This is a genomic window from Mesorhizobium sp. P160219 (genome assembly GCF_057786095.1).
Genome location: NZ_JBYNWG010000001.1, coordinates 4,088,128 through 4,105,973, shown reverse-complemented (window position 1 = coordinate 4,105,973; position 17,846 = coordinate 4,088,128). Strand labels below are relative to the sequence as shown.

The window sequence follows — 17,846 nt, the reverse complement described above, 5'->3', positions numbered from 1 at the left end:
CTCACCTCCCCGTGAACGGGGAGAAGGAAGATCAGGCCGAAGCGCGCGCCTCGGCCAGCGCCTTCAGGTCGGCGGGCTTCAGTTCGACGGATTCGCCGCAGCCGCAGGCCGAACTCTGGTTCGGGTTGTGGAAGGTGAAGCCGGTGCGCAGCGTCGTCTGCTCGAAATCCATCTCGGTGCCGAACAGGAAAAGGGCAGCCTCGGGCGCGACATAGACATGCGCGCCGTCGCGTTCGATATGGTCGTCCTTGGTATTGGGCTCGGTCACCAGGTCGACCGTGTATTCCATGCCGGCGCAGCCGCCCTTCTTGATGCCGAGGCGAATGCCATGCGCATTGTCGCGCGTGGCGACGATCTCGCGCACCCGGTCGGCGGCCTTTTCGGTCATCGTGATGACGGCGAAGCGTCCCATTCTTTTTCCTCTTCCATTCCATGCAGGTTCAAGGCCTGCCGAATGATTCCTCACCTAAAATGGTGAAGTTTTACCACTGGTGCAAGTGCACCAACCTCAGTCAACCTAGTACCAGCCCACCGCCACCTGCGCCTCTTCCGACATGCGGTCGGGCGACCAGGGCGGGTCGAAGGTCATGTTGACCTCGACGCCGGAGACGCCTTCGACGGCGCCGACGGCGTTTTCCACCCAGCCGGGCATTTCGCCGGCCACCGGACAGCCGGGCGCGGTCAGCGTCATGTCGATCTTGACCGCGCGGTTGTCCTCGATGTCGATCTTGTAGATGAGGCCGAGCTCATAGATGTCGGCCGGTATTTCCGGGTCATAGACCGTCTTCAGCGCCGAGACGATGTCGTCGGTCAGCCGCGCCAGCTCGTCGGCGGGAATTGCCGAGGCGGAAACCACCGGATTGACGGCCGCTTCCGGCGCGGTGGTGTGGCTCGCATCATCCATGGTCGTCATCCAAAGAACCTGTCACCCGAAGAACTTGCGCGCTTTTTCCAGCGCATCGGCCAAAGCGTCGACTTCGGCCCTGGTATTATACATGCCGAACGATGCCCTGCATGTGGAGGTTACGCCAAAGCGTTTCAACAGCGGCTGGGCGCAATGGGTGCCCGCGCGGACGGCAACACCTTGCCTGTCTATCACCATCGACACGTCATGGGCATGAATGCCCTGCAATTCGAAGGAAATGATGGCGCCCTTGTCCGGCGCGTCGCCGAAGATGCGCAGCGAGTTGATGGCGCGCAGCCGCTCGTGCGCGTAGGTCTTGAGGTCGGCCTCGTGCGCGGCGATGCGCTCGCGGCCGATCTTTTCCATGTATTCCAATGCTGTACCCAGCCCGATCGCCTGGACGATCGGCGGCGTGCCGGCCTCGAAGCGGTGCGGCGGCTCGTTGTAGGTGACGACGTCTTCCGTCACTTCCTCGATCATCTCGCCGCCGCCCATGAAAGGGCGCATGGCCGAGAGAATATCCTTCTTGCCGTAAAGCACGCCGATGCCGGACGGCCCGTAAACCTTGTGACCGGTGAAGACGAAGAAATCGCAGTCGAGGTCCTGGACGTCGATCGGCATGTGCACGGCGCTCTGGCTGCCATCGACAAGTACGGGAATGCCACGCGAATGCGCGATGCGCACGATTTCCTTGATCGGCGTCACCGTGCCCAGCGCGTTCGACATATGCGTGATGGCGACGAGCCTGGTCTTGTCGGTCAGGCGCTTTTCGAATTCCTCGATGTGGAAGATGCCGAGATCGTCGACCGGCACCCAGACCAGCTTGGCGCCCTGCCGTTCCCGGATGAAATGCCACGGCACGATGTTGGAGTGGTGCTCCATGATCGACAGCACGATCTCGTCGCCCGCGCCGATATTGGGCATGCCATAGCCGTAAGCCACGGTGTTGATGGCGGCTGTCGTGTTGGAGGTGAAGACGATGTTGTCGGTGCTTGGCGCATTGAGGAAACGGCGCACCGTCTCGCGCGCCTTCTCATAGGCGTCGGTTGCGGCATTGGACAGGAAATGCAGGCCGCGATGGACGTTGGCGTATTCCTGGGAATAGGCGTGCTGGATCGTATCCAGCACCACCTGCGGCTTCTGCGCCGAGGCGCCATTGTCGAGATAGACCAGCGGTTTGCCGTAGACTTCGCGCGACAGGATCGGGAAGTCGCGGCGGATCGCCTCGACGTCGTATGGGGTTGTTTCGATCTTCTGGTCCATTACAAGCTCTCTTGAGGCACCGCCTCACTTCGTCACGCACCCCTCATCCGACCGAGCTTCGCTCGGCCACCGCCCGGGGCGAGTCACTTGCCTCGCCCGTCCTTCGGACCCCACAAGGGGAGAAGGGAAAGAGGCGCTTACCCGTGCGCCACGAACCAGTCGTCCAGCCTTGTTTCCAGGGCCTCGACGATGGTTTCGTCGTCCAGTTCCTCGATTACTTCGGCCACGAACGCCTTCACCAGCAAGCCGCGGGCGCTCTTCTCGTCGATGCCGCGCGCCATCAGGTAGAACAGATGGTTGTGGTCGATCTCGGTAACGGTCGCGCCATGGCCGCAGATGACGTCGTCGGCGAAGATCTCCAGCTCAGGCTTGGTCGAGAACTCGCCATCGTCCGACAAAAGCAGCGTGTTGCAGGCCATCTTGGCGTTGGTTTTTTGCGCGTATTGGTGGACGTTGATGCGGCCCTGGAAGACGCCGCGCGCCTTGCCGGTCACGACATTGCGGATCACTTCCGTCGACGTCGTATGCGGCACGGCATGGTCGAGCACCATGGTCACGTCGGTGTGGGTGTCGCCGGCGAGCAGGTTGATGCCGCGCAGTTTGAAGTCGGAGCCTTCGCCCGTGGTCTTCACCACGATCTCCTGGCGCACAAGCTTGCCGCCGGCATTCATGAAAAACAGCGTCAGCTTCGAATTCTTGCCGAGATGCGCCTTGAACTGGGCAAGATGCGTGGCCGTTTCCGGCTGCTCCTGCACGATCAGCCAGGTAACGTCCGCACCCTCGCCCAGAACGAGCTGGCTGACCGAGCTGCCCAGTGCCGCGCCCTCGCCGGCCTGACGCTCGACGAGAGCAGCTTTGGCGCCGGCGCCGACACGCACGGGAAAGCGCACATGCACCTGGCCACCGGCCTGCAAATTCTGCAATTCGATCGGCTTTTCCAGTGCTGTGCCATCCGCAATGTCGACGAAATAGCCGTCAGCGACAAAGGCGGTGTTCAGCGCACCGATGGCGTCATCGCTGCCATAGGGATCGAGGCCCGGTGCGATCGAGCCGTCAGTCAGCTTTTCCGACAGGCGCTGGATGGTCACGCCTTCGATCGCGGGGAATTTCGCGCCGGAGACGCCGTTCAGAACCGCCAGCACGGCGGAGCCTTCGACGATGGGCGCCAGCCCCTTGGCGGCGGCCGTCGGATCGAACGCCGGCACCGCAGTCAACAGCCGGCGCAGGTCAGTGTAATGCCAGGATTCGATGCGCCGCGTCGGCAGCCCGTGCTTGATTGCCTCAATGGCGTCGTCGCGCTTCAGCATCACCGCGCCGTCACCCGGCAGCAACGACAGACGCTCGCCAAAGGCGTCGATCAGCGCCGTTTCGGCCTGCGTGCGCTGGGGTTGTGTATGCATATTCATCAGTTTTGCCCCGCCTTTCAGCATAAAATGGCCTTCTGGCGTCTCACGCGGCTTCGCCGATCACGCCGGCATAGCCATTGGCTTCGAGATCGAGCGCCAGCGACTTGTCGCCGGACTTGATCACCTGGCCCTTGTATAGGACGTGCACGCTATCGGGCACGATGTGCTCGAGCAGGCGCTGGTAGTGGGTGATGACGATGATGGCACGGTCGGCCGAACGCAGCGCGTTGACGCCGTCCGAGACGATCTTCAGCGCATCGATGTCGAGGCCGGAATCGGTCTCGTCGAGCACGCAGAGCTTTGGCTCCAGCAGCTTCATCTGCAGGATCTCGGCCCGCTTCTTCTCGCCGCCGGAAAAGCCGACATTGAGCGGCCGCTTGAGCATCGCCATCTCCATCGAGAGCGAGGCTGCCGCCTCTTTCACCCGCTTCAAAAATTCCGGGATCTTCAGCGGCTCCTCGCCGCGCGCCTTGCGCTGCTCGTTCATCGCCACTTTCAGGAATTCCATGGTCGCGACGCCAGGTATCTCCATCGGATACTGGAAGGCGAGGAAGATGCCCGCGGTGGCGCGCTCGGCCGGATCCATTTCGAGGATCGACTGGCCGTTATAGAGGATGTCGCCTTCGGTGACCTCATAGTCCTCACGGCCGGCGAGGATGTAGGACAGCGTCGATTTGCCCGAGCCGTTCGGACCCATGATGGCAGCGACCTCGCCGTTTTTCACCGTCAGGTTCAGGCCGCGGATGATCTCGGTGCCGTCATCGACGATGCGGGCATGCAGGTTCTTGATCTCAAGCATTTTTTCTTTCCTGGATATATTGTCCGGTCAGCCGACCGAGCCCTCGAGGCTGATGCCGATAAGCTTCTGCGCTTCGACCGCGAACTCCATCGGCAGCTGCTGGATGACATCCTTGACGAAGCCGTTGACGATCAGCGCGATCGCCTCCTCTTCCGGGATGCCGCGCTGCATGACGTAGAACTTCTGGTCCTCGGAAATCTTTGACGTCGTCGCTTCATGCTCGAACTGCGCCGTCGAGTTCTTGGCTTCCATGTAGGGCACGGTGTGCGCGCCGCACTGGTCGCCGATCAGGAGACTATCGCAATTGGTGAAGTTGCGGGCGTTGGTCGCCTTGCGGTGCGCCGAGACCTGGCCGCGATAGGTGTTCTGCGAGAAGCCGGCGGCAATGCCCTTGGAGATGATGCGGCTCGACGTGTTCTTGCCGAGATGGATCATCTTGGTGCCGCTATCGACCTGCTGGTAGCCGTTCGACACAGCGATCGAATAGAACTCGCCGGAGGAATTGTCGCCGCGCAGGATGCAGCTGGGATATTTCCAGGTGATCGCCGAACCGGTCTCGACCTGCGTCCACGAGATCTTCGAACGGTGGCCGCGGCAGTCGCCGCGCTTGGTGACGAAATTGTAGATGCCGCCCTTGCCCTCGGCATCGCCGGGGTACCAGTTCTGCACCGTCGAATATTTGATCTCGGCATCGTCGAGCGCCACCAGTTCGACGACGGCGGCATGCAGCTGGTTCTCGTCGCGCTGCGGCGCCGTGCAGCCTTCGAGATAGGAGACGTAAGCCCCCTCCTCGGCGATGATCAGCGTGCGCTCGAACTGGCCGGTGTTCTTCTCGTTCATGCGGAAATAGGTCGACAGCTCCATCGGGCAGCGCACGCCCTTGGGCACGAAGACGAACGAGCCGTCGGTGAAGACAGCCGAATTCAGCGTGGCGTAGAAATTGTCGGATGTCGGCACGACCGAGCCGAGATATTTCTGCACCAGCTCCGGATGCTCGCGGATGGCTTCCGAGATCGAGCAGAAGATGACGCCGGCCTGCGCCAGTTCCTTCTTGAACGTGGTGACAACGGAAACGGAATCAAACACCGCGTCGACGGCGACACGGCCCGATTTGTAGACATTGTCGCTGGGCTCCTCGAGATCGGAGACGTCGGTTTTCTGCACGCCGGCGAGGATTTCTTGTTCCCGCAGCGGAATGCCGAGCTTCTCGTAGACCTTCAACAGCTCGGGATCGACGTCGCTCAGCGAGGTCGGGCCGGGCGTGCTCTTGGGCGCCGCGTAGTAATAGAGGTCCTGAAAATCGATCTTCGGATAATGGACGCGCGCCCAGGTCGGCTCTTCCAGCGTCAGCCAGCGCCGATAGGCTTCCAGACGCCATTCCAGCATCCAGGACGGTTCATCCTTCTTGGCCGAGATAAAGCGAATAATGTCTTCGCTCAGGCCCTTGGGGGCCTTGTCCATCGCGATCTCTGTCTGGAATCCGTATTTGTACTGGTCGACGTCGATCTTTCGGACCCGATCGATCGTGTCCTGCACAGCAGGCATAAGCGTTCTCCATCCACGCCGGGGTCAAGGCCCGACAGTTTTCAAACTATGGCATCGCCGAGGGCTGCCCATGAGGCGCCGAAGGCGGCGTAAGTTTCATATAGTGCGTCTCGGCCGGGAATTCACCCGGCCAGTTGCAAACGCACGGCTCTACCAGGCCGCGAGGCCTGAATTCTTTGTAGCCTTCAGGCGGCTTGTTCCCTGCCCGCCCGGCGCTGGGCGATTTCGGCCAGCGCCGTACGAAACAGTTCGATGTCCCCGGCGCTCGTTGCGCGACCGATGGACACGCGCAAAGCCCCGAGGCTGTCACCATGACCCATGGCCATCAGCACATGGCTCGGCCCGACCTTGCCCGACGAACAGGCCGATCCCGCCGACAGCGCAACGCCAGCCAGATCGAAAGCGATCTGCGCCGTCTCGGCCTTGATGCCGGGAATAGCGAAGAATGTCGTATTGGCAAGCCTTGGCGCGCCGGTTCCGAAGATTTCTGCGTCCGGCACCAGCGTTTTGAGTGTTTTCTCGACCTCGCCGCGGCGTTGCGCGATCGCTTCGACGTCTTTCAGTCCAGCCAAAGCCTGCCGCGCCGCGGCGCCAAAGCCGGCGATGGCCGCCAGGTTTTCGGTGCCGCCGCGATGGCCCTTTTCCTGGCCGCCGCCATTGATCAGCGGCTTCGGCATCATCAGATCGGCTGCCGCAACGACGGCGCCGACACCCTTGGGGCCGCCGATCTTGTGCGAAGACAGAATCAAATAGTCGGCGTAAGCCGCTGACATATCGATGGGAACGCGGCCCGCAGCCTGCACCGCGTCGACCACCAGAATGCCGCCCGCCGCCTTGACGATTGCAGCGATTGCCTCGATCGGCTGGATGACGCCGGTCTCGTTGTTGGCCGCATGGATCGCGACCAACGGCAGGCCTTCGGCCTTGTCATGCGCGGCCAGAGCGGCTGTCAGCTGAGCGAGGTCAGCGATGCCATCGGCGTCGACGCCGATCTGCGAAACCTGTGTTGCCGGGAAGCGGCCGCCGTTCAACAGGCAAGGGTGGTCGGCCTCGCAGACATAGAGCCGGCTCATGCGCGCCGTGCCACGGCCCATCCGCCAATCCGGTGTCAGCAGCGTCGATGCGGCTTCCGTCGCGCCGGAGGTGAAGACGACATGCTCGGCCTTGGCGCCGACAAGCGCTGCCACATCGCGCCGGGCAGTGTCGATCAAGCGCCGCGCCGCGCGCCCCTCGGCATGCACCGACGACGGATTGGCGACGAGATCGAGCGCGGCAATCATCGCCTCGCGCGCCTCGGCAATGAGCGGCGCGCTGGCATTGTAGTCGAGATAGGCGCGTGCTGCGGCCATTTTCACCCAATCGATCCCGTCAAGACCCTTTCCGCAAGGATAGCGCGTTATTTCCTTGAAATTGCAAGGCAAGACGTCCTATTTACGCGGCTTGCGGCGAGGATGGCCGGGCCGTCACGGCTGGCTATCCAGTTTTGAACAATTCTAAACTAGCTTCTAAGAAGACGCTTGCCCTGCGTCAAGGCCCGGAAGGGCTGGGGCTGGAGTAAGAATTGTTCCGGGCGCCGCGCATTCGTATGCCATTTGGAGTATTTCATGCCTGAGGTCATTTTCACCGGTCCGGCCGGCCGCCTGGAGGGCCGCTACCAGCCTTCCAAGGAGAAGAGCGCGCCGATTGCCATCGTGTTGCATCCGCATCCGCAATTCGGCGGCACGATGAACAACAAGATCGTCTATGACCTCTTCTACATGTTCCAGAAGCGCGATTTCACCACGCTTCGCTTCAACTTCCGCGGCATCGGCCGCAGCCAGGGCGAATTCGACCACGGCACCGGCGAATTGTCGGATGCCGCCGCAGCGCTCGACTGGGTGCAGTCGCTGCATCCGGATTCCAAGAGCTGCTGGGTGGCCGGTTATTCCTTCGGCTCCTGGATCGGCATGCAGCTTCTGATGCGCCGGCCCGAGATCGAGGGCTTCATCTCGATCGCGCCGCAGCCCAACACCTATGATTTCTCGTTCCTGGCGCCCTGCCCGTCATCGGGTCTGATCATCCATGGCGATGCCGACAAGGTGGCGCCGCCCAAGGATGTGCAGGGCCTGGTCGACAAGCTGCACACGCAAAAGGGCATCACCATCACGCAGAAGACCTTGCCCGGCGCCAACCACTTCTTCGCCAACGACGCCGATCTGCTGCTCGAGGAATGCGCCGACTATCTCGACCGACGGCTGGCCGGCGAATTGTCCGATCCGCGGCCGAAGCGGCTGCGCTAAGAGCAATTCCAGGAAAAGTGCAAACGGGTTTTCCGTCCGGAATTGCGTCAAAACAAAAACTCCCGGTCCGATGCCGTCACAGTCGTGCCCATCATGGGCGCGACAATGCCATTTCGGCTGATCCAAACGGTGAAGCCAGCCTGACATGTGGCGCGGCTCGGCTGAACGGTGCACAATGCCGGTTCAGCCAGCGCAAGAAGGCATGACCGATCATGTACCAGCCTCCCCATTTCCAGGAAACGCGGCCGGACGTCCTGCACGGGCTGATCCGGACGCATCCGCTGGGGTTGCTGATCTCCAACGGCACCGATGGCCCGGTCGCCAATGCCATTCCTTTCCTGCTTGATGCAGAGGTTGGGCCGAATGGCCGGCTGCGCGCCCATCTGGCCAGGGCCAACCCGCAATGGCGTCAGCTGGCCGACAATCCGACATCGCCGGTGCTGGTCGTCTTCCAGGGCGCCGACGCCTATGTGACGCCGTCCTGGTACGAGACCAAGCGCGAGACCGGCAAGGTCGTGCCGACCTGGAACTACGCCATTGTCCAGGTGCGAGGAACCGTCAGAGTGATCGAGGATTCCGCCTGGATCGCACAGCAGATCACCGAGCTGACGCTGTCGCAGGAAGGCGCCCGCGAGGCACCCTGGGCGGTGACCGATGCGCCGCCGACCTTCATCCAGTCGCAAATCAAGGGCATTGTCGGGCTTGAGATCGAGATCGCCGAAATCAGCGGCAAGTGGAAAGTCAGCCAGAACCGGCCTGTCGCCGACCGCGTCGGTGTCGCCGAAGGGCTGGAGAAGGACGCCGCCGGCGCGCCTGACATGGCTCGGCTGGTGCGGAGCTGGGGTGGCATCGACAGCTAGCTGGGGTGGTCTTAGATGGTTCCAAAGGCGTCAGCAATTCAGTTGCTTGCCGGCGCTGCTCCAATGCGGAAATTCGTCTTGTCTCGGCGCATCGTTTTGGTTTGGTTTGCGAGCCCGACGGAATAGGCGGAACGTAGTTTTTGCCACCGGCAACCCCGACGCCGTGTAGCGGAAGATACATCCCAGCCGGCCAAGCACCATCGCGCAGACGATGGCAACAGCACAGCCAAGGCCGAATCCGGCGACAGTGTCGCTCGGGTAGTGCGCGCCGATAAAGATCCGGGTCGATGCGACCGACAAGGTTGCTGCCAGCAGCACCCATCTGCGCTGGGGCAACAACAGCAGTGCAATGCCGAAAATGACGCCCATGGTCGTGGCATGGCCGGACGGGAAGCTGGCAAAGCGCGCCTCCAAGGAAAAAGGATGCAGCGACAGATCGCCGAGCTTGTCGAAATTCATCGGCCTGGCTCTGCCCACGCCATATTTCAGCACGTTGACGACCATGGCCGAGAGTGCGATCGAACCCAGCACCATGAAAGCAAAGCAGGTCCAGTTGTAGAAGGTCATCCGCGCGCGCCGGGAAAGGCTGCGCCAATCCGTCAGATTCGCGGCAATCAGCACCAATACCGACGGGACAAGATACCAGCCGCCTAGGCCGAAGAAGGTAAAAAACGCGGCGATGCGGAAGACATTGGTCGAGCCTGAAGCCCACTCCCTCGCCATGGTCCCTGCAAGATGGTCGAAACGGAGCGACACCGCGATCGTCAGCAAAAGCCAGGCCACAACCCAGACCGACCACAGGATTTTCGGGTAGCGCGCCGGGCGCGTCGCCAGGCGATGCCGTACAATCCCGAAAGTATCGCGGAAATTAGCGACAGACTGCCGGAGCATGGCAGGCAAAGCGGCACGCGCCGGCGATGGCGACTTCATCAACATGCGGAGCTCGGCGCGATCATTGAAGAGCTATCAGTTCGCCACACGGTACAGGCCGAGCGACAATTTATCACCTGACGAATAGTTGATGCCGTCGATCTCGGCGACGCGGCTGGCCTTCTTGCCTTGCCCTGCCAGCAGGTCATCCAGCCGTTTTTCATCGCCGACCGGCGCCAGGCCCAGCGCGCAGGCCGGATCGCCAAGCAGATGTTGCGCAACCCCGTCGACATCGGTCAGTACCGTCTTTGTGCCCACCAGAAATACCAGGCTCGGTTCGTGATATTGCGCGGAGGCGAGCACGCTCATCTCACAGGGACGATCGGCGCGAACCGCAGCCTCGATTTCCCGGCTCATCCAAATCGGTTTCAGTGACGGCACGATGACACCGAACAGCAGGGCGTAGGTTATACCGGCGCAAACCGCAGCCCCGCCGATGCGGACCAGCGGCACCAGCGTCTGGCGCGAAACAGCGAGGTAGCCGGCGCCCAATGCTGCCGCGGCGGCCGGAACGCTCCACCATAAAAATGTCTTCATGAGATAGATCGGCGCACCGACGCAAAGCACGGCGAGACCGACTGTCACCAGAACGGTGCCGAATGCGGTCGCCCACCACAGCCATGTCTGCCAGCGCCTGAGCGGCGCATTTGCCTCTTGCGGCGTCAGCGTCAAAAGCCAGCCGATGAGCAGGGCCATGCCGGGATAGGCCGGCAGCACATAATGCGGCAGTTTCGTCGGGATCAATTCGAAGACGAGCCAGAACGGAACGTACCAGGCGAGGCAGAAACGCAGGCGCGGATCGTCGCGCAATCGGTTGAGCGCCTGCAGTCCGGCGCCGAGCGCCACAAGGCCGAACGGCCACATGAACAGGCAATAGGTCAGCACGTAGAAGCCCGGCGGAACGCCGTGCGACTCCTCGCCTTGCGCGACCTTGCCGAGCATATCCTTGCCGACGGCCTGCTGCAGGAAGGCGCCGTTGCTCTTCCAGGTGATGAGGGCGAGCCAAGGCAGCACGATCAACAGCACCAGAATCAGCCCACGCCCGGCTTTCAGCCTCGCCAGCCAGCGCCAGTCGCGCTCGAAAGCAACCAGCGTGAGCACCGTCAGCGCCGACAGCAGCGGTGCAATCGGCCCCTTGATGAGGATAGCCGCGCCCTGCGCAGCCCAGAAAATCCACGGCAGATGGCCGGCGACAGGCTCGTTGCGGCGCGATGCCAGATAAATCTGCGCCAGCGCGCCTTGCGCCAGAACGCAGCAGGCAAGCAGCATCGCGTCGGTCTTGGCGTCACGGCCTTCGAAGGCGGTGGCGAAAATCGCCGCCATGACCAGGCCGGCGGCAAGACCGGCATTGGCGCCGAACAGATTGGCCCCGGTCCAGGCGATTGCGACGACGGCGATGGCGATGCCCAGCGCCGAGATCAGCCGGTAAATCCAGATCGGCGCCTGTGCCCCCTCGCCGCTCAGCGTCACCGCCGCCGATTGCAGCCAGTAGATGCCGATCGGCTTTTGGTAGCGCGACGCGTCCTGGAAGCGGATGTCGACATAGTCGCCGGTCTCCGTCATCTGCTTGGTCGCCTGGACGAAGCGCGGCTCGTCGCGGTCGAGCGGCGGCAAAGAGGCCAGTCCCGACGCCGTCATCATCAGGCTGAACAGGAAGAGAAAGATGTAGTTCCTGCTCATTTCGACACCGGACAGACTGGTCAACACCGGACAGACTGGATTTGGCGGGACTGGTGGCTCAGTCGACCTTGGTCATCGCCGCCTTGCGCTCATTGGCGATGAGCCATAAATTTCTGACATAGATCACCATGCCCATGGCCTGGCCGGCGATGAACACCGGATCCTCACGCTGGATGGCGTAGACGAGCAGCAGCCCGCCGCCGAACAGCGAGAAGAACCAGAAAGCGATCGGCACGACGCTGCGCTTGGCCTTTTCCGAAGCGATCCACTGCACCAGGAAGCGCATGGTGAAGAAGAACTGGGCAACGAAGCCGAGCAGAACCCAGGCGTCGAACTGCTTGACGAAAACCTGGTGCAGCCAGGTCGCCAATTCCTGAAACACGTTAGCCATGCGTGATTTCCTCTACCTTTGGCATTCTGCGGCGCCGGCGCCGAAGCCACCAGACGCCGGCGAGATCGAGCGCGCCCTGCAGGCCGCGATCGAAGATGCCGTAATTCGACTTGCCGTGGCGGCGCGAGCGGTCGACGACGTCGCAATGGACGACGCGGTAGCCTTCCTGGATGACCAGGGCCGGAACGAAACGATGCGTGCCGTCGAAGAAGGGCAGTTTGCGTAGGATATCGGTGTGGATCGCCTTCAGGCCGCAGCCAGTGTCGCGGGTGTCGTCATGCAGGATCGCGCCGCGCAGCCAGTTGGCGAAACGCGATGCCAATTGCTTGATCTTGCTGTCGCGGCGCTTCAATCGCTGCCCCTGCGCGGCGCCGAAATCGGGCCCTGCCCGACGCAGCGCATCGACCAGAACGGGGATATATTGCGGGTCGTTCTGGCCGTCGCCGTCGATGGTGGCGACGATCGAGCCGCGCGCCGCCCAAGCGCCCGAGCGCACCGAAAGCGACTGGCCGGCGGATTTTTCGTGCCGCAGCTGCCGAAGCGGAAACGGACGTTTGGCGGCTTCAGCGGCAAGCACCGAAGCGGTGTCGTCAGTCGAACCGTCATTGACGACGATGATTTCGAAGTCGCGCCCGGTCATCGCCGCCTCGATCTCGTCGATCAGCAGCGGCAGGTTCGCCGCCTCGTTGCGGCAGGGAATGACGATGGATATCAATGCGTCCGGCATATCGCGTCGGGCTCTGTCACAAGATATGGCATTCGGTGGATGCCGTGCGGTGCCGTTCCAGCGGATCGAACCCGTTGGCGCGGCGCCTCATTACGCCAGCCGACAGGATGAAGCAAGCATGCGCGGCAGTGCAGAATAGGCTGTCCATGCCGGCGCAAAATCGGAAACCACTTTTGCTTGACGCGCTTGGATGCTAAACGCCCGCGTTCAGGCCATGCCGGGCCGTTCGGACCCGGCGCTTTCAGGAAGAAACAATGTCCGCCTTCAAGTCCGATTTCCTGCGCGTCATGAGCGAGCGCGGCTTCATCCACCAGATTTCGGATGAGACCGGGCTGGATCAACTTTTCGCGAAGGAAACCGTGACCGCCTATGTCGGCTACGACGCCACGGCGACCAGCCTGCACATCGGCAATCTGATATCGGCGACCATGCTCTACTGGATGCAGGAGACCGGACACCGGCCGATCGCGCTGATGGGCGGCGGCACCTCGATGATCGGCGACCCGTCCTTCCGCGACGACCAGCGCAGCCTTTTGACGCCCGAGGCGATCGCCACCAACATCGAAGGCATCAAGCGAATTTTTGGCCGCATCCTGCGCTTCGGCGACACTGGCAATGACGCCATCATGGTCAACAATGCCGACTGGCTGATGAAGCTCAACTATGTCGAGTTCCTGCGCGATGTCGGCCGCCACTTTTCGGTCAACCGGATGCTGACCTTCGACAGCGTCAGGCTGCGGCTCGAGCGCGAACAGTCGCTGTCCTTCCTCGAATTCAACTACATGATCCTGCAAGGCTATGATTTCGTCGAGCTCAGCCGCCGCCACGACTGCCGGCTGCAGATGGGCGGTTCGGACCAGTGGGGCAACATCATCAACGGCGTCGATCTCGGCCACCGCATGGGCACGCCGCAGCTTTATGCGCTGACCACGCCGCTGCTGACGACATCGTCGGGCGCCAAGATGGGCAAATCGGCCAAGGGCGCGGTGTGGCTGAACGGCGACCTCTTCTCGCCCTATGATTTCTGGCAGTACTGGCGAAACACCGAGGATGCCGACGTCGAGCGCTTCCTGAAGATCTTCACCCGGCTGCCGCTGTCGGAGATCGCGCGGCTGGCCGCCCTTGGCGGCTCGGAGATCAACGAGGCCAAGAAGGTGCTGGCCACCGAAACCACGGCCATCGTGCACGGCCGCGAGGCGGCGCTCGCGGCCGAGGAAACTGCGCGCAAGACATTCGAGGAAGGCGTGACGGCCGAAACGCTGCCGACCGTGGAAGTGGACGACGCCGCGCTGGAAGCCGGCATCGGCATCCTGTCGCTGCTGGTCAGCGCGGGCCTTGCCGGGTCAAACGGCGAGGCAAGGCGTCACATACAGGGTGGCGCCGTGCGCCTCAACGACCAGCCGGTGGCGGACGACCGGCGGATGGTGACGCCTCTTGATTTGAGTCCGGAAAACGTCGCAAAGCTTTCAGTGGGCAAGAAAAAACACGTTCTGGTGCGGCCGGTCTGACCCGTCTTCTGGGATCCTCAGCGATATTCGAAGATCGAGCGGAAAATGCCCGGCGCGATTACCGATAGCGGGTTGATGTCCAGCACCGGCTTGTTGGCGTTGCCCTTAAGCCGGTAGGTGACGCCGATCAGCCCGCGGTCGCGGCCATTGCCGAGCAGCGCGCCGACCAGCGGCAGTTCGCCAAAGATGCGGTTGAGGCCATAGGCCGGCATGAAGGTTCCGGTCATGTCCATATTGTTGTTCTGGTCGTAGAGCGTGCCTTGGAAGGTGGTGCCGATGCGCGGGCCGCGCAGCACGCCATTCGCCAATTTCAAATAGCCCGACCCCTTGTCGATCTCGGTAAAGCCGCGCTCGAACTTTACCCGCGAAGTGTCGATCTTGCCCTTGACCGCTTCGTTCAGGCTGCGGCTGTCGCCGGTTGGCGTGGTCGAGACGATCGAGGCGAGCTTCGGTTCATTGACGATGAAGAAGTTGCTCGAATCGACCTGTCCACGCATCGGGCCGTCGGCTGCGCCGCTGAGCGCCAGCGTGATCGATCCGCCTTCCATATGCTCGTAGATGTTGAGGAAGCGCAATATGGCGCCTGCGTCGGCCGACTTCATGGTGAGCGCGCGAGCACCATTGCCTGCCGTATTGCTGATGGTGATGGCGGCGCCGGAACTTGCCGCGGCGCTGACCTTGAGCCTGTTCACCCTGGAGCCGGCGGCACTGTAGTCGAGCTTCAAATTGGACAGGACCTCGTCATGGAACCCGGTTAGCGAATTGACGTCGGCGCTGACCGAAACCGCGTCCGTGCCGGTGGTTTTGGTGGCGGTATCGACATCGGAGGTGAACTGCTTGATCAGCGAGCGGGCATCGAGCGCGTTGCCGCTGACATCGACTGCGAAGCCCTTGCCCGACCGCTTCACCGTCACGGCGACATCGTCGCCCCGGTTCAAGGCGACTTTGCTGAAGCGGGCCGACGACAGCGCGCCCTTGACCAGGACGACATTGCCTTCGACCGAAAAGCTCTTTCCGTCGAGGTCGAAGTCGGACAGCGTCGTGGTATCGCCGGACTTGGTCATGGTAAAAGTGGCATTGGCGGCAATGCCCGGCCCCTTGCTCCAGCCTGCCCAGGGAATGTCCAGCCTGGCGCTCGTCAGGTCGACGTCGACGTTCTGGCTGCCGCCTTCGCCGCTCTTGTCGATTGCCACCTTGATGGTGCCGGAAATCAGCGGCGACAGGCCAGGCATGGCCATGGCGCGCGTCTTTTCGTCGAGCACAAGCGCCACCTTGCGGCTGCGCGGCGGCCCGTCATCCCTGAGCGGCTCGACCAGATCGAGCTCGGCTGGAATGCCGTTCAGCCGCGCCTTGGCAGAGATCACCGCCTTGTCGGGCCCGACTTCGATCGAGCCGTCGGCATCGGTCACCATCTGGCCTTCGAACGGCTTGGCGAGCGACAGGTCCTTGTAGTCGAGCGATACCAGCCAATCGAGCTTCGACGTGTCGACGCCGGATTGCAACGGAATGTCGGCCTTGACGTGGCCGGTCACCGTGCCCGACAGGTCGTCCGGCAAGATGCCGACATGGCGCATGGCGTTGATCGGTTCGTAGGAGGCAAGTTCGGCGATGGCCGGCGCCTCGCCGGCGACGTCGATGTCGAGCGCGCCGATCACCGGCGGGTGGTTTGCCGCCTTTACCGACAGTGTGCCATTGCTTGCCGCCACGGTGCGGCCGCTCGGCATATAGACGCTGCCCGACGACAGCGCGACGTCGACATCGTTGCCGTGGAAGGAAACGACGCCGACGGCATCGCGTATCGGCGGGATGCGGCCGGCGGTGTCGAAACGCGAGCCCTCGACCTGGAAGCGGCCGAACACCTCGTCGGCCGAAAGCGGCACGCCGTTGCCGAGACGCCCCGGCACGACCTGGAACTGCAGGCTGGCATCGACGACGCGGCCGCCAAACAGGTTCTGCAGCACCCACAGCCGCGCGTTCTTGGCCGAGAACCAGGGCCACAATTGCTTGACGTGCGAGACCGCCATGTCGTGGACGTTGAGCGACACCGAGATACCCGGCGGTCCGTTGTCGATGAAGGAAACCGCAGCGGTTCCCAGCACTTCGCTCCCCGATCCCGACCTGATGCCGATCTGGTCGGCGACAAGCTTGCGGCTCTTGATCTGATAGACGCCGGCGATGCGGGCGAAGAAATTCAGCGCCGGCTCGGGCGATTCCGAAGGCGCCAGCGTCGAGCCGTCGCTGGTCAGGTCGTAACGATAGGAAGGCTCCTCGCCGGCCGCGCCGGTCGACGGCTTTGGCCCGATCGAGCCGGCGAAATTGAACGCCGAGCGCCCGGTCTTTAGAACCAGCCTGCCGACATCGATCTTGTTGGAGCCGGAGACAAGGGCGGCGTCGACATCGACATCGGCCGGCAACAGCCCGCGTGTGCCGAGGTCGAGCACCGAGCCGGTTAGCGACAGCGAGCCCGTCAGCCGCGAATTGGTCTCGCCCGAGCCTTCGGATCCCGTGAGCTTCAAAGCCATCGCGCCGGTTCGCCCGCCGGCCGCCGGCGTTGTCTCCGCGACATCCGCCATGTCGATGGCGGCGTTCAAGGCGGTAACGCGCATCGAGCTCGTATCGCGGGTGGCGGTGGCCGTGACGGTGAGCGCGCGGCCATCGACATCCGCCTCGGACGAGAACTCCATGCTGCCGGGGCCTGACTGCAGCACCGTGGCGTTGGCGATCGTGACCAGCTTGACCGATCCGGCCTCGGGCAGCTCGAACGCGACATTTTTGAGATCGATGCGGCGCATCGAATCCTCGCGCACGGCATCGAGTGCACGATTGACGTCACTGAAGACGACGGCGGCCAGTTTTTCCGGATCGATGAGACCGTCTTGATTGCGCAGGCGCGCTATCCAGTCACCACCCGACGGCATTGCCGCGGTGACGATATGGGCGTCGGAAATCCTGGCGCTGGTCAGCCGAACCTCGCCCGAAAGCAGCGGGACCAGCCGGATGCCGAAGCGGACGCGCCCGGCATCGGCCATCGGCTTGCCGTCGGCCGTCTCGACGCTGACATCCTTGACCTGCAGCGCAATGAAGCTCGATCCGTCAAGTGTCAGGCTGGCAGGACCGACGGCGACTTTGACGTCGAAACCGGCCAGTTTCTCGATCGCCGTTTCGGCTTCCAACCGCAGCCGTTCGCTGCCGATGCCGGTGGCGCCGATGACGTAGACGGCGGCCGCCGCCAGCAGCACAAGGGCTCCAATGCCGGCAAACAGCCGGGCAAGGATGCGAAAGCCGCGGCCGATCCGTGCCTTGCCGAGCGGCGGCACGCGGCAAGCGGACGGGAAAGCCCCCAGGTCGGTGATCTCGTCACGCCTGAACCGGATTTTCTCGTGCTGCGGTTCTTCCTGATCCACGCAATTTTCCGTTGTGCGAATTCGATCGTGGACGAATCCCCGCCCGACACTATAACGACGCAGGCTAGAGCATGATGCCGAAAAGTGTGAGGCGGTTTTCTCGGACAAACGGTTTCCGTTTGTCCAGACATCATGCTCTATCTCTTTGAT

General features: G+C 62.7%; 15 protein-coding genes. 3 read left to right on the top strand and 12 right to left on the bottom strand.

Translation table 11 applies throughout. The features are described 5' to 3' along the window. Positions 1 to 31: 31 nt before the first annotated feature. The 7 genes from sufA to AC3EMP_RS19760 form a co-directional block, all read right to left on the bottom strand. Positions 32 to 412: a Fe-S cluster assembly scaffold SufA gene (gene sufA / locus AC3EMP_RS19790; protein ID WP_013532156.1), complete on the bottom strand. Its 381-nt coding sequence runs from the start codon at positions 410 to 412 to the stop codon at positions 32 to 34. Between the two features lie 105 nt (positions 413 to 517). Next, on the bottom strand, positions 518 to 904 hold the full coding sequence (locus AC3EMP_RS19785; protein WP_023684865.1) for an SUF system Fe-S cluster assembly protein: 387 nt from the start codon (positions 902 to 904) through the stop codon (positions 518 to 520). 21 nt (positions 905 to 925) lie between these two features. Continuing rightward, positions 926 to 2,167: a cysteine desulfurase gene (locus tag AC3EMP_RS19780; RefSeq protein WP_023697558.1), complete on the bottom strand. Its 1,242-nt coding sequence runs from the start codon at positions 2,165 to 2,167 to the stop codon at positions 926 to 928. A gap of 137 nt (positions 2,168 to 2,304) precedes the next feature. After that, positions 2,305 to 3,573 (bottom strand): Fe-S cluster assembly protein SufD, encoded by a 1,269-nt coding sequence (sufD, locus tag AC3EMP_RS19775; RefSeq protein WP_023825123.1) that lies wholly within the window; start codon positions 3,571 to 3,573, stop codon positions 2,305 to 2,307. Between the two features lie 43 nt (positions 3,574 to 3,616). Continuing rightward, positions 3,617 to 4,372: a Fe-S cluster assembly ATPase SufC gene (sufC, locus tag AC3EMP_RS19770; protein WP_023711504.1), complete on the bottom strand. Its 756-nt coding sequence runs from the start codon at positions 4,370 to 4,372 to the stop codon at positions 3,617 to 3,619. Positions 4,373 to 4,399: 27 nt separating this feature from the next. After that, a complete protein-coding gene (gene sufB, locus AC3EMP_RS19765; protein ID WP_488494658.1) occupies positions 4,400 to 5,917 on the bottom strand; it encodes a Fe-S cluster assembly protein SufB in 1,518 nt (505 codons plus the stop codon). A 185-nt stretch (positions 5,918 to 6,102) separates the two neighbouring features. Further along, positions 6,103 to 7,266 (bottom strand): cysteine desulfurase family protein, encoded by a 1,164-nt coding sequence (locus tag AC3EMP_RS19760; protein WP_027049529.1) that lies wholly within the window; start codon positions 7,264 to 7,266, stop codon positions 6,103 to 6,105. A gap of 255 nt (positions 7,267 to 7,521) precedes the next feature. Here AC3EMP_RS19760 and AC3EMP_RS19755 point away from each other — a divergent pair, with 255 nt between their 5' ends. Together AC3EMP_RS19755 and AC3EMP_RS19750 are read left to right on the top strand one after the other, a co-directional pair. Next, positions 7,522 to 8,196 carry an alpha/beta hydrolase gene (locus tag AC3EMP_RS19755; RefSeq protein WP_023669128.1) on the top strand — a complete coding sequence of 225 codons (675 nt, stop codon included), beginning with the start codon at positions 7,522 to 7,524 and terminating at the stop codon, positions 8,194 to 8,196. Positions 8,197 to 8,408: 212 nt separating this feature from the next. After that, positions 8,409 to 9,056, top strand: coding sequence for an FMN-binding negative transcriptional regulator (locus AC3EMP_RS19750; protein WP_023700865.1), 648 nt, complete (start codon positions 8,409 to 8,411; stop codon positions 9,054 to 9,056). 30 nt (positions 9,057 to 9,086) lie between these two features. Here the strand turns inward: AC3EMP_RS19750 and AC3EMP_RS19745 are convergent, their stop codons facing one another. Genes AC3EMP_RS19745 through AC3EMP_RS19730 form a run of 4 tightly spaced genes read right to left on the bottom strand, consistent with a single transcriptional unit; the run spans position 9,087 to position 12,784 of the window. After that, a complete protein-coding gene (locus tag AC3EMP_RS19745) occupies positions 9,087 to 9,992 on the bottom strand; it encodes a phosphatase PAP2 family protein (RefSeq protein ID WP_352712459.1) in 906 nt (301 codons plus the stop codon). 30 nt (positions 9,993 to 10,022) lie between these two features. Continuing rightward, the gene (locus AC3EMP_RS19740; protein ID WP_023819423.1) at positions 10,023 to 11,666 is read right to left on the bottom strand and encodes an ArnT family glycosyltransferase; all 1,644 of its coding nucleotides are present in this window, start codon (positions 11,664 to 11,666) and stop codon (positions 10,023 to 10,025) included. A 58-nt stretch (positions 11,667 to 11,724) separates the two neighbouring features. Then, positions 11,725 to 12,057, bottom strand: coding sequence for a lipid-A-disaccharide synthase N-terminal domain-containing protein (locus tag AC3EMP_RS19735; RefSeq protein WP_023669132.1), 333 nt, complete (start codon positions 12,055 to 12,057; stop codon positions 11,725 to 11,727). Continuing rightward, on the bottom strand, positions 12,050 to 12,784 hold the full coding sequence (locus AC3EMP_RS19730) for a glycosyltransferase family 2 protein (RefSeq protein WP_023739402.1): 735 nt from the start codon (positions 12,782 to 12,784) through the stop codon (positions 12,050 to 12,052). Before AC3EMP_RS19730 ends, AC3EMP_RS19735 begins: the two co-directional genes overlap by 8 nt. 254 nt (positions 12,785 to 13,038) lie before the next feature. On the opposite strand from AC3EMP_RS19730, the gene tyrS reads away from it, so the two are divergent. Beyond that, positions 13,039 to 14,292 carry a tyrosine--tRNA ligase gene (gene tyrS / locus AC3EMP_RS19725; protein ID WP_023819422.1) on the top strand — a complete coding sequence of 418 codons (1,254 nt, stop codon included), beginning with the start codon at positions 13,039 to 13,041 and terminating at the stop codon, positions 14,290 to 14,292. Positions 14,293 to 14,309: 17 nt separating this feature from the next. Here the strand turns inward: tyrS and AC3EMP_RS19720 are convergent, their stop codons facing one another. After that, entirely contained in the window at positions 14,310 to 17,696 is a 3,387-nt protein-coding gene (locus AC3EMP_RS19720; RefSeq protein WP_488494657.1) for a hypothetical protein, read from the bottom strand. Positions 17,697 to 17,846: the final 150 nt, after the last annotated feature.

Coding starts and splice junctions, on each gene's coding strand:
- AC3EMP_RS19745 (WP_352712459.1), bottom strand. CDS start 9,992: ATGTTGATGAAGTCGCCATCGCCGGCGCGTGCCGCTTTGCCTGCCATG.
- sufD (WP_023825123.1), bottom strand. CDS start 3,573: ATGAATATGCATACACAACCCCAGCGCACGCAGGCCGAAACGGCGCTG.
- AC3EMP_RS19735 (WP_023669132.1), bottom strand. CDS start 12,057: ATGGCTAACGTGTTTCAGGAATTGGCGACCTGGCTGCACCAGGTTTTC.
- AC3EMP_RS19760 (WP_027049529.1), bottom strand. CDS start 7,266: ATGGCCGCAGCACGCGCCTATCTCGACTACAATGCCAGCGCGCCGCTC.
- AC3EMP_RS19785 (WP_023684865.1), bottom strand. CDS start 904: ATGGATGATGCGAGCCACACCACCGCGCCGGAAGCGGCCGTCAATCCG.
- sufA (WP_013532156.1), bottom strand. CDS start 412: ATGGGACGCTTCGCCGTCATCACGATGACCGAAAAGGCCGCCGACCGG.
- AC3EMP_RS19780 (WP_023697558.1), bottom strand. CDS start 2,167: ATGGACCAGAAGATCGAAACAACCCCATACGACGTCGAGGCGATCCGC.
- AC3EMP_RS19750 (WP_023700865.1), top strand. CDS start 8,409: ATGTACCAGCCTCCCCATTTCCAGGAAACGCGGCCGGACGTCCTGCAC.
- AC3EMP_RS19730 (WP_023739402.1), bottom strand. CDS start 12,784: ATGCCGGACGCATTGATATCCATCGTCATTCCCTGCCGCAACGAGGCG.
- AC3EMP_RS19755 (WP_023669128.1), top strand. CDS start 7,522: ATGCCTGAGGTCATTTTCACCGGTCCGGCCGGCCGCCTGGAGGGCCGC.
- tyrS (WP_023819422.1), top strand. CDS start 13,039: ATGTCCGCCTTCAAGTCCGATTTCCTGCGCGTCATGAGCGAGCGCGGC.
- AC3EMP_RS19740 (WP_023819423.1), bottom strand. CDS start 11,666: ATGAGCAGGAACTACATCTTTCTCTTCCTGTTCAGCCTGATGATGACG.
- sufC (WP_023711504.1), bottom strand. CDS start 4,372: ATGCTTGAGATCAAGAACCTGCATGCCCGCATCGTCGATGACGGCACC.
- sufB (WP_488494658.1), bottom strand. CDS start 5,917: ATGCCTGCTGTGCAGGACACGATCGATCGGGTCCGAAAGATCGACGTC.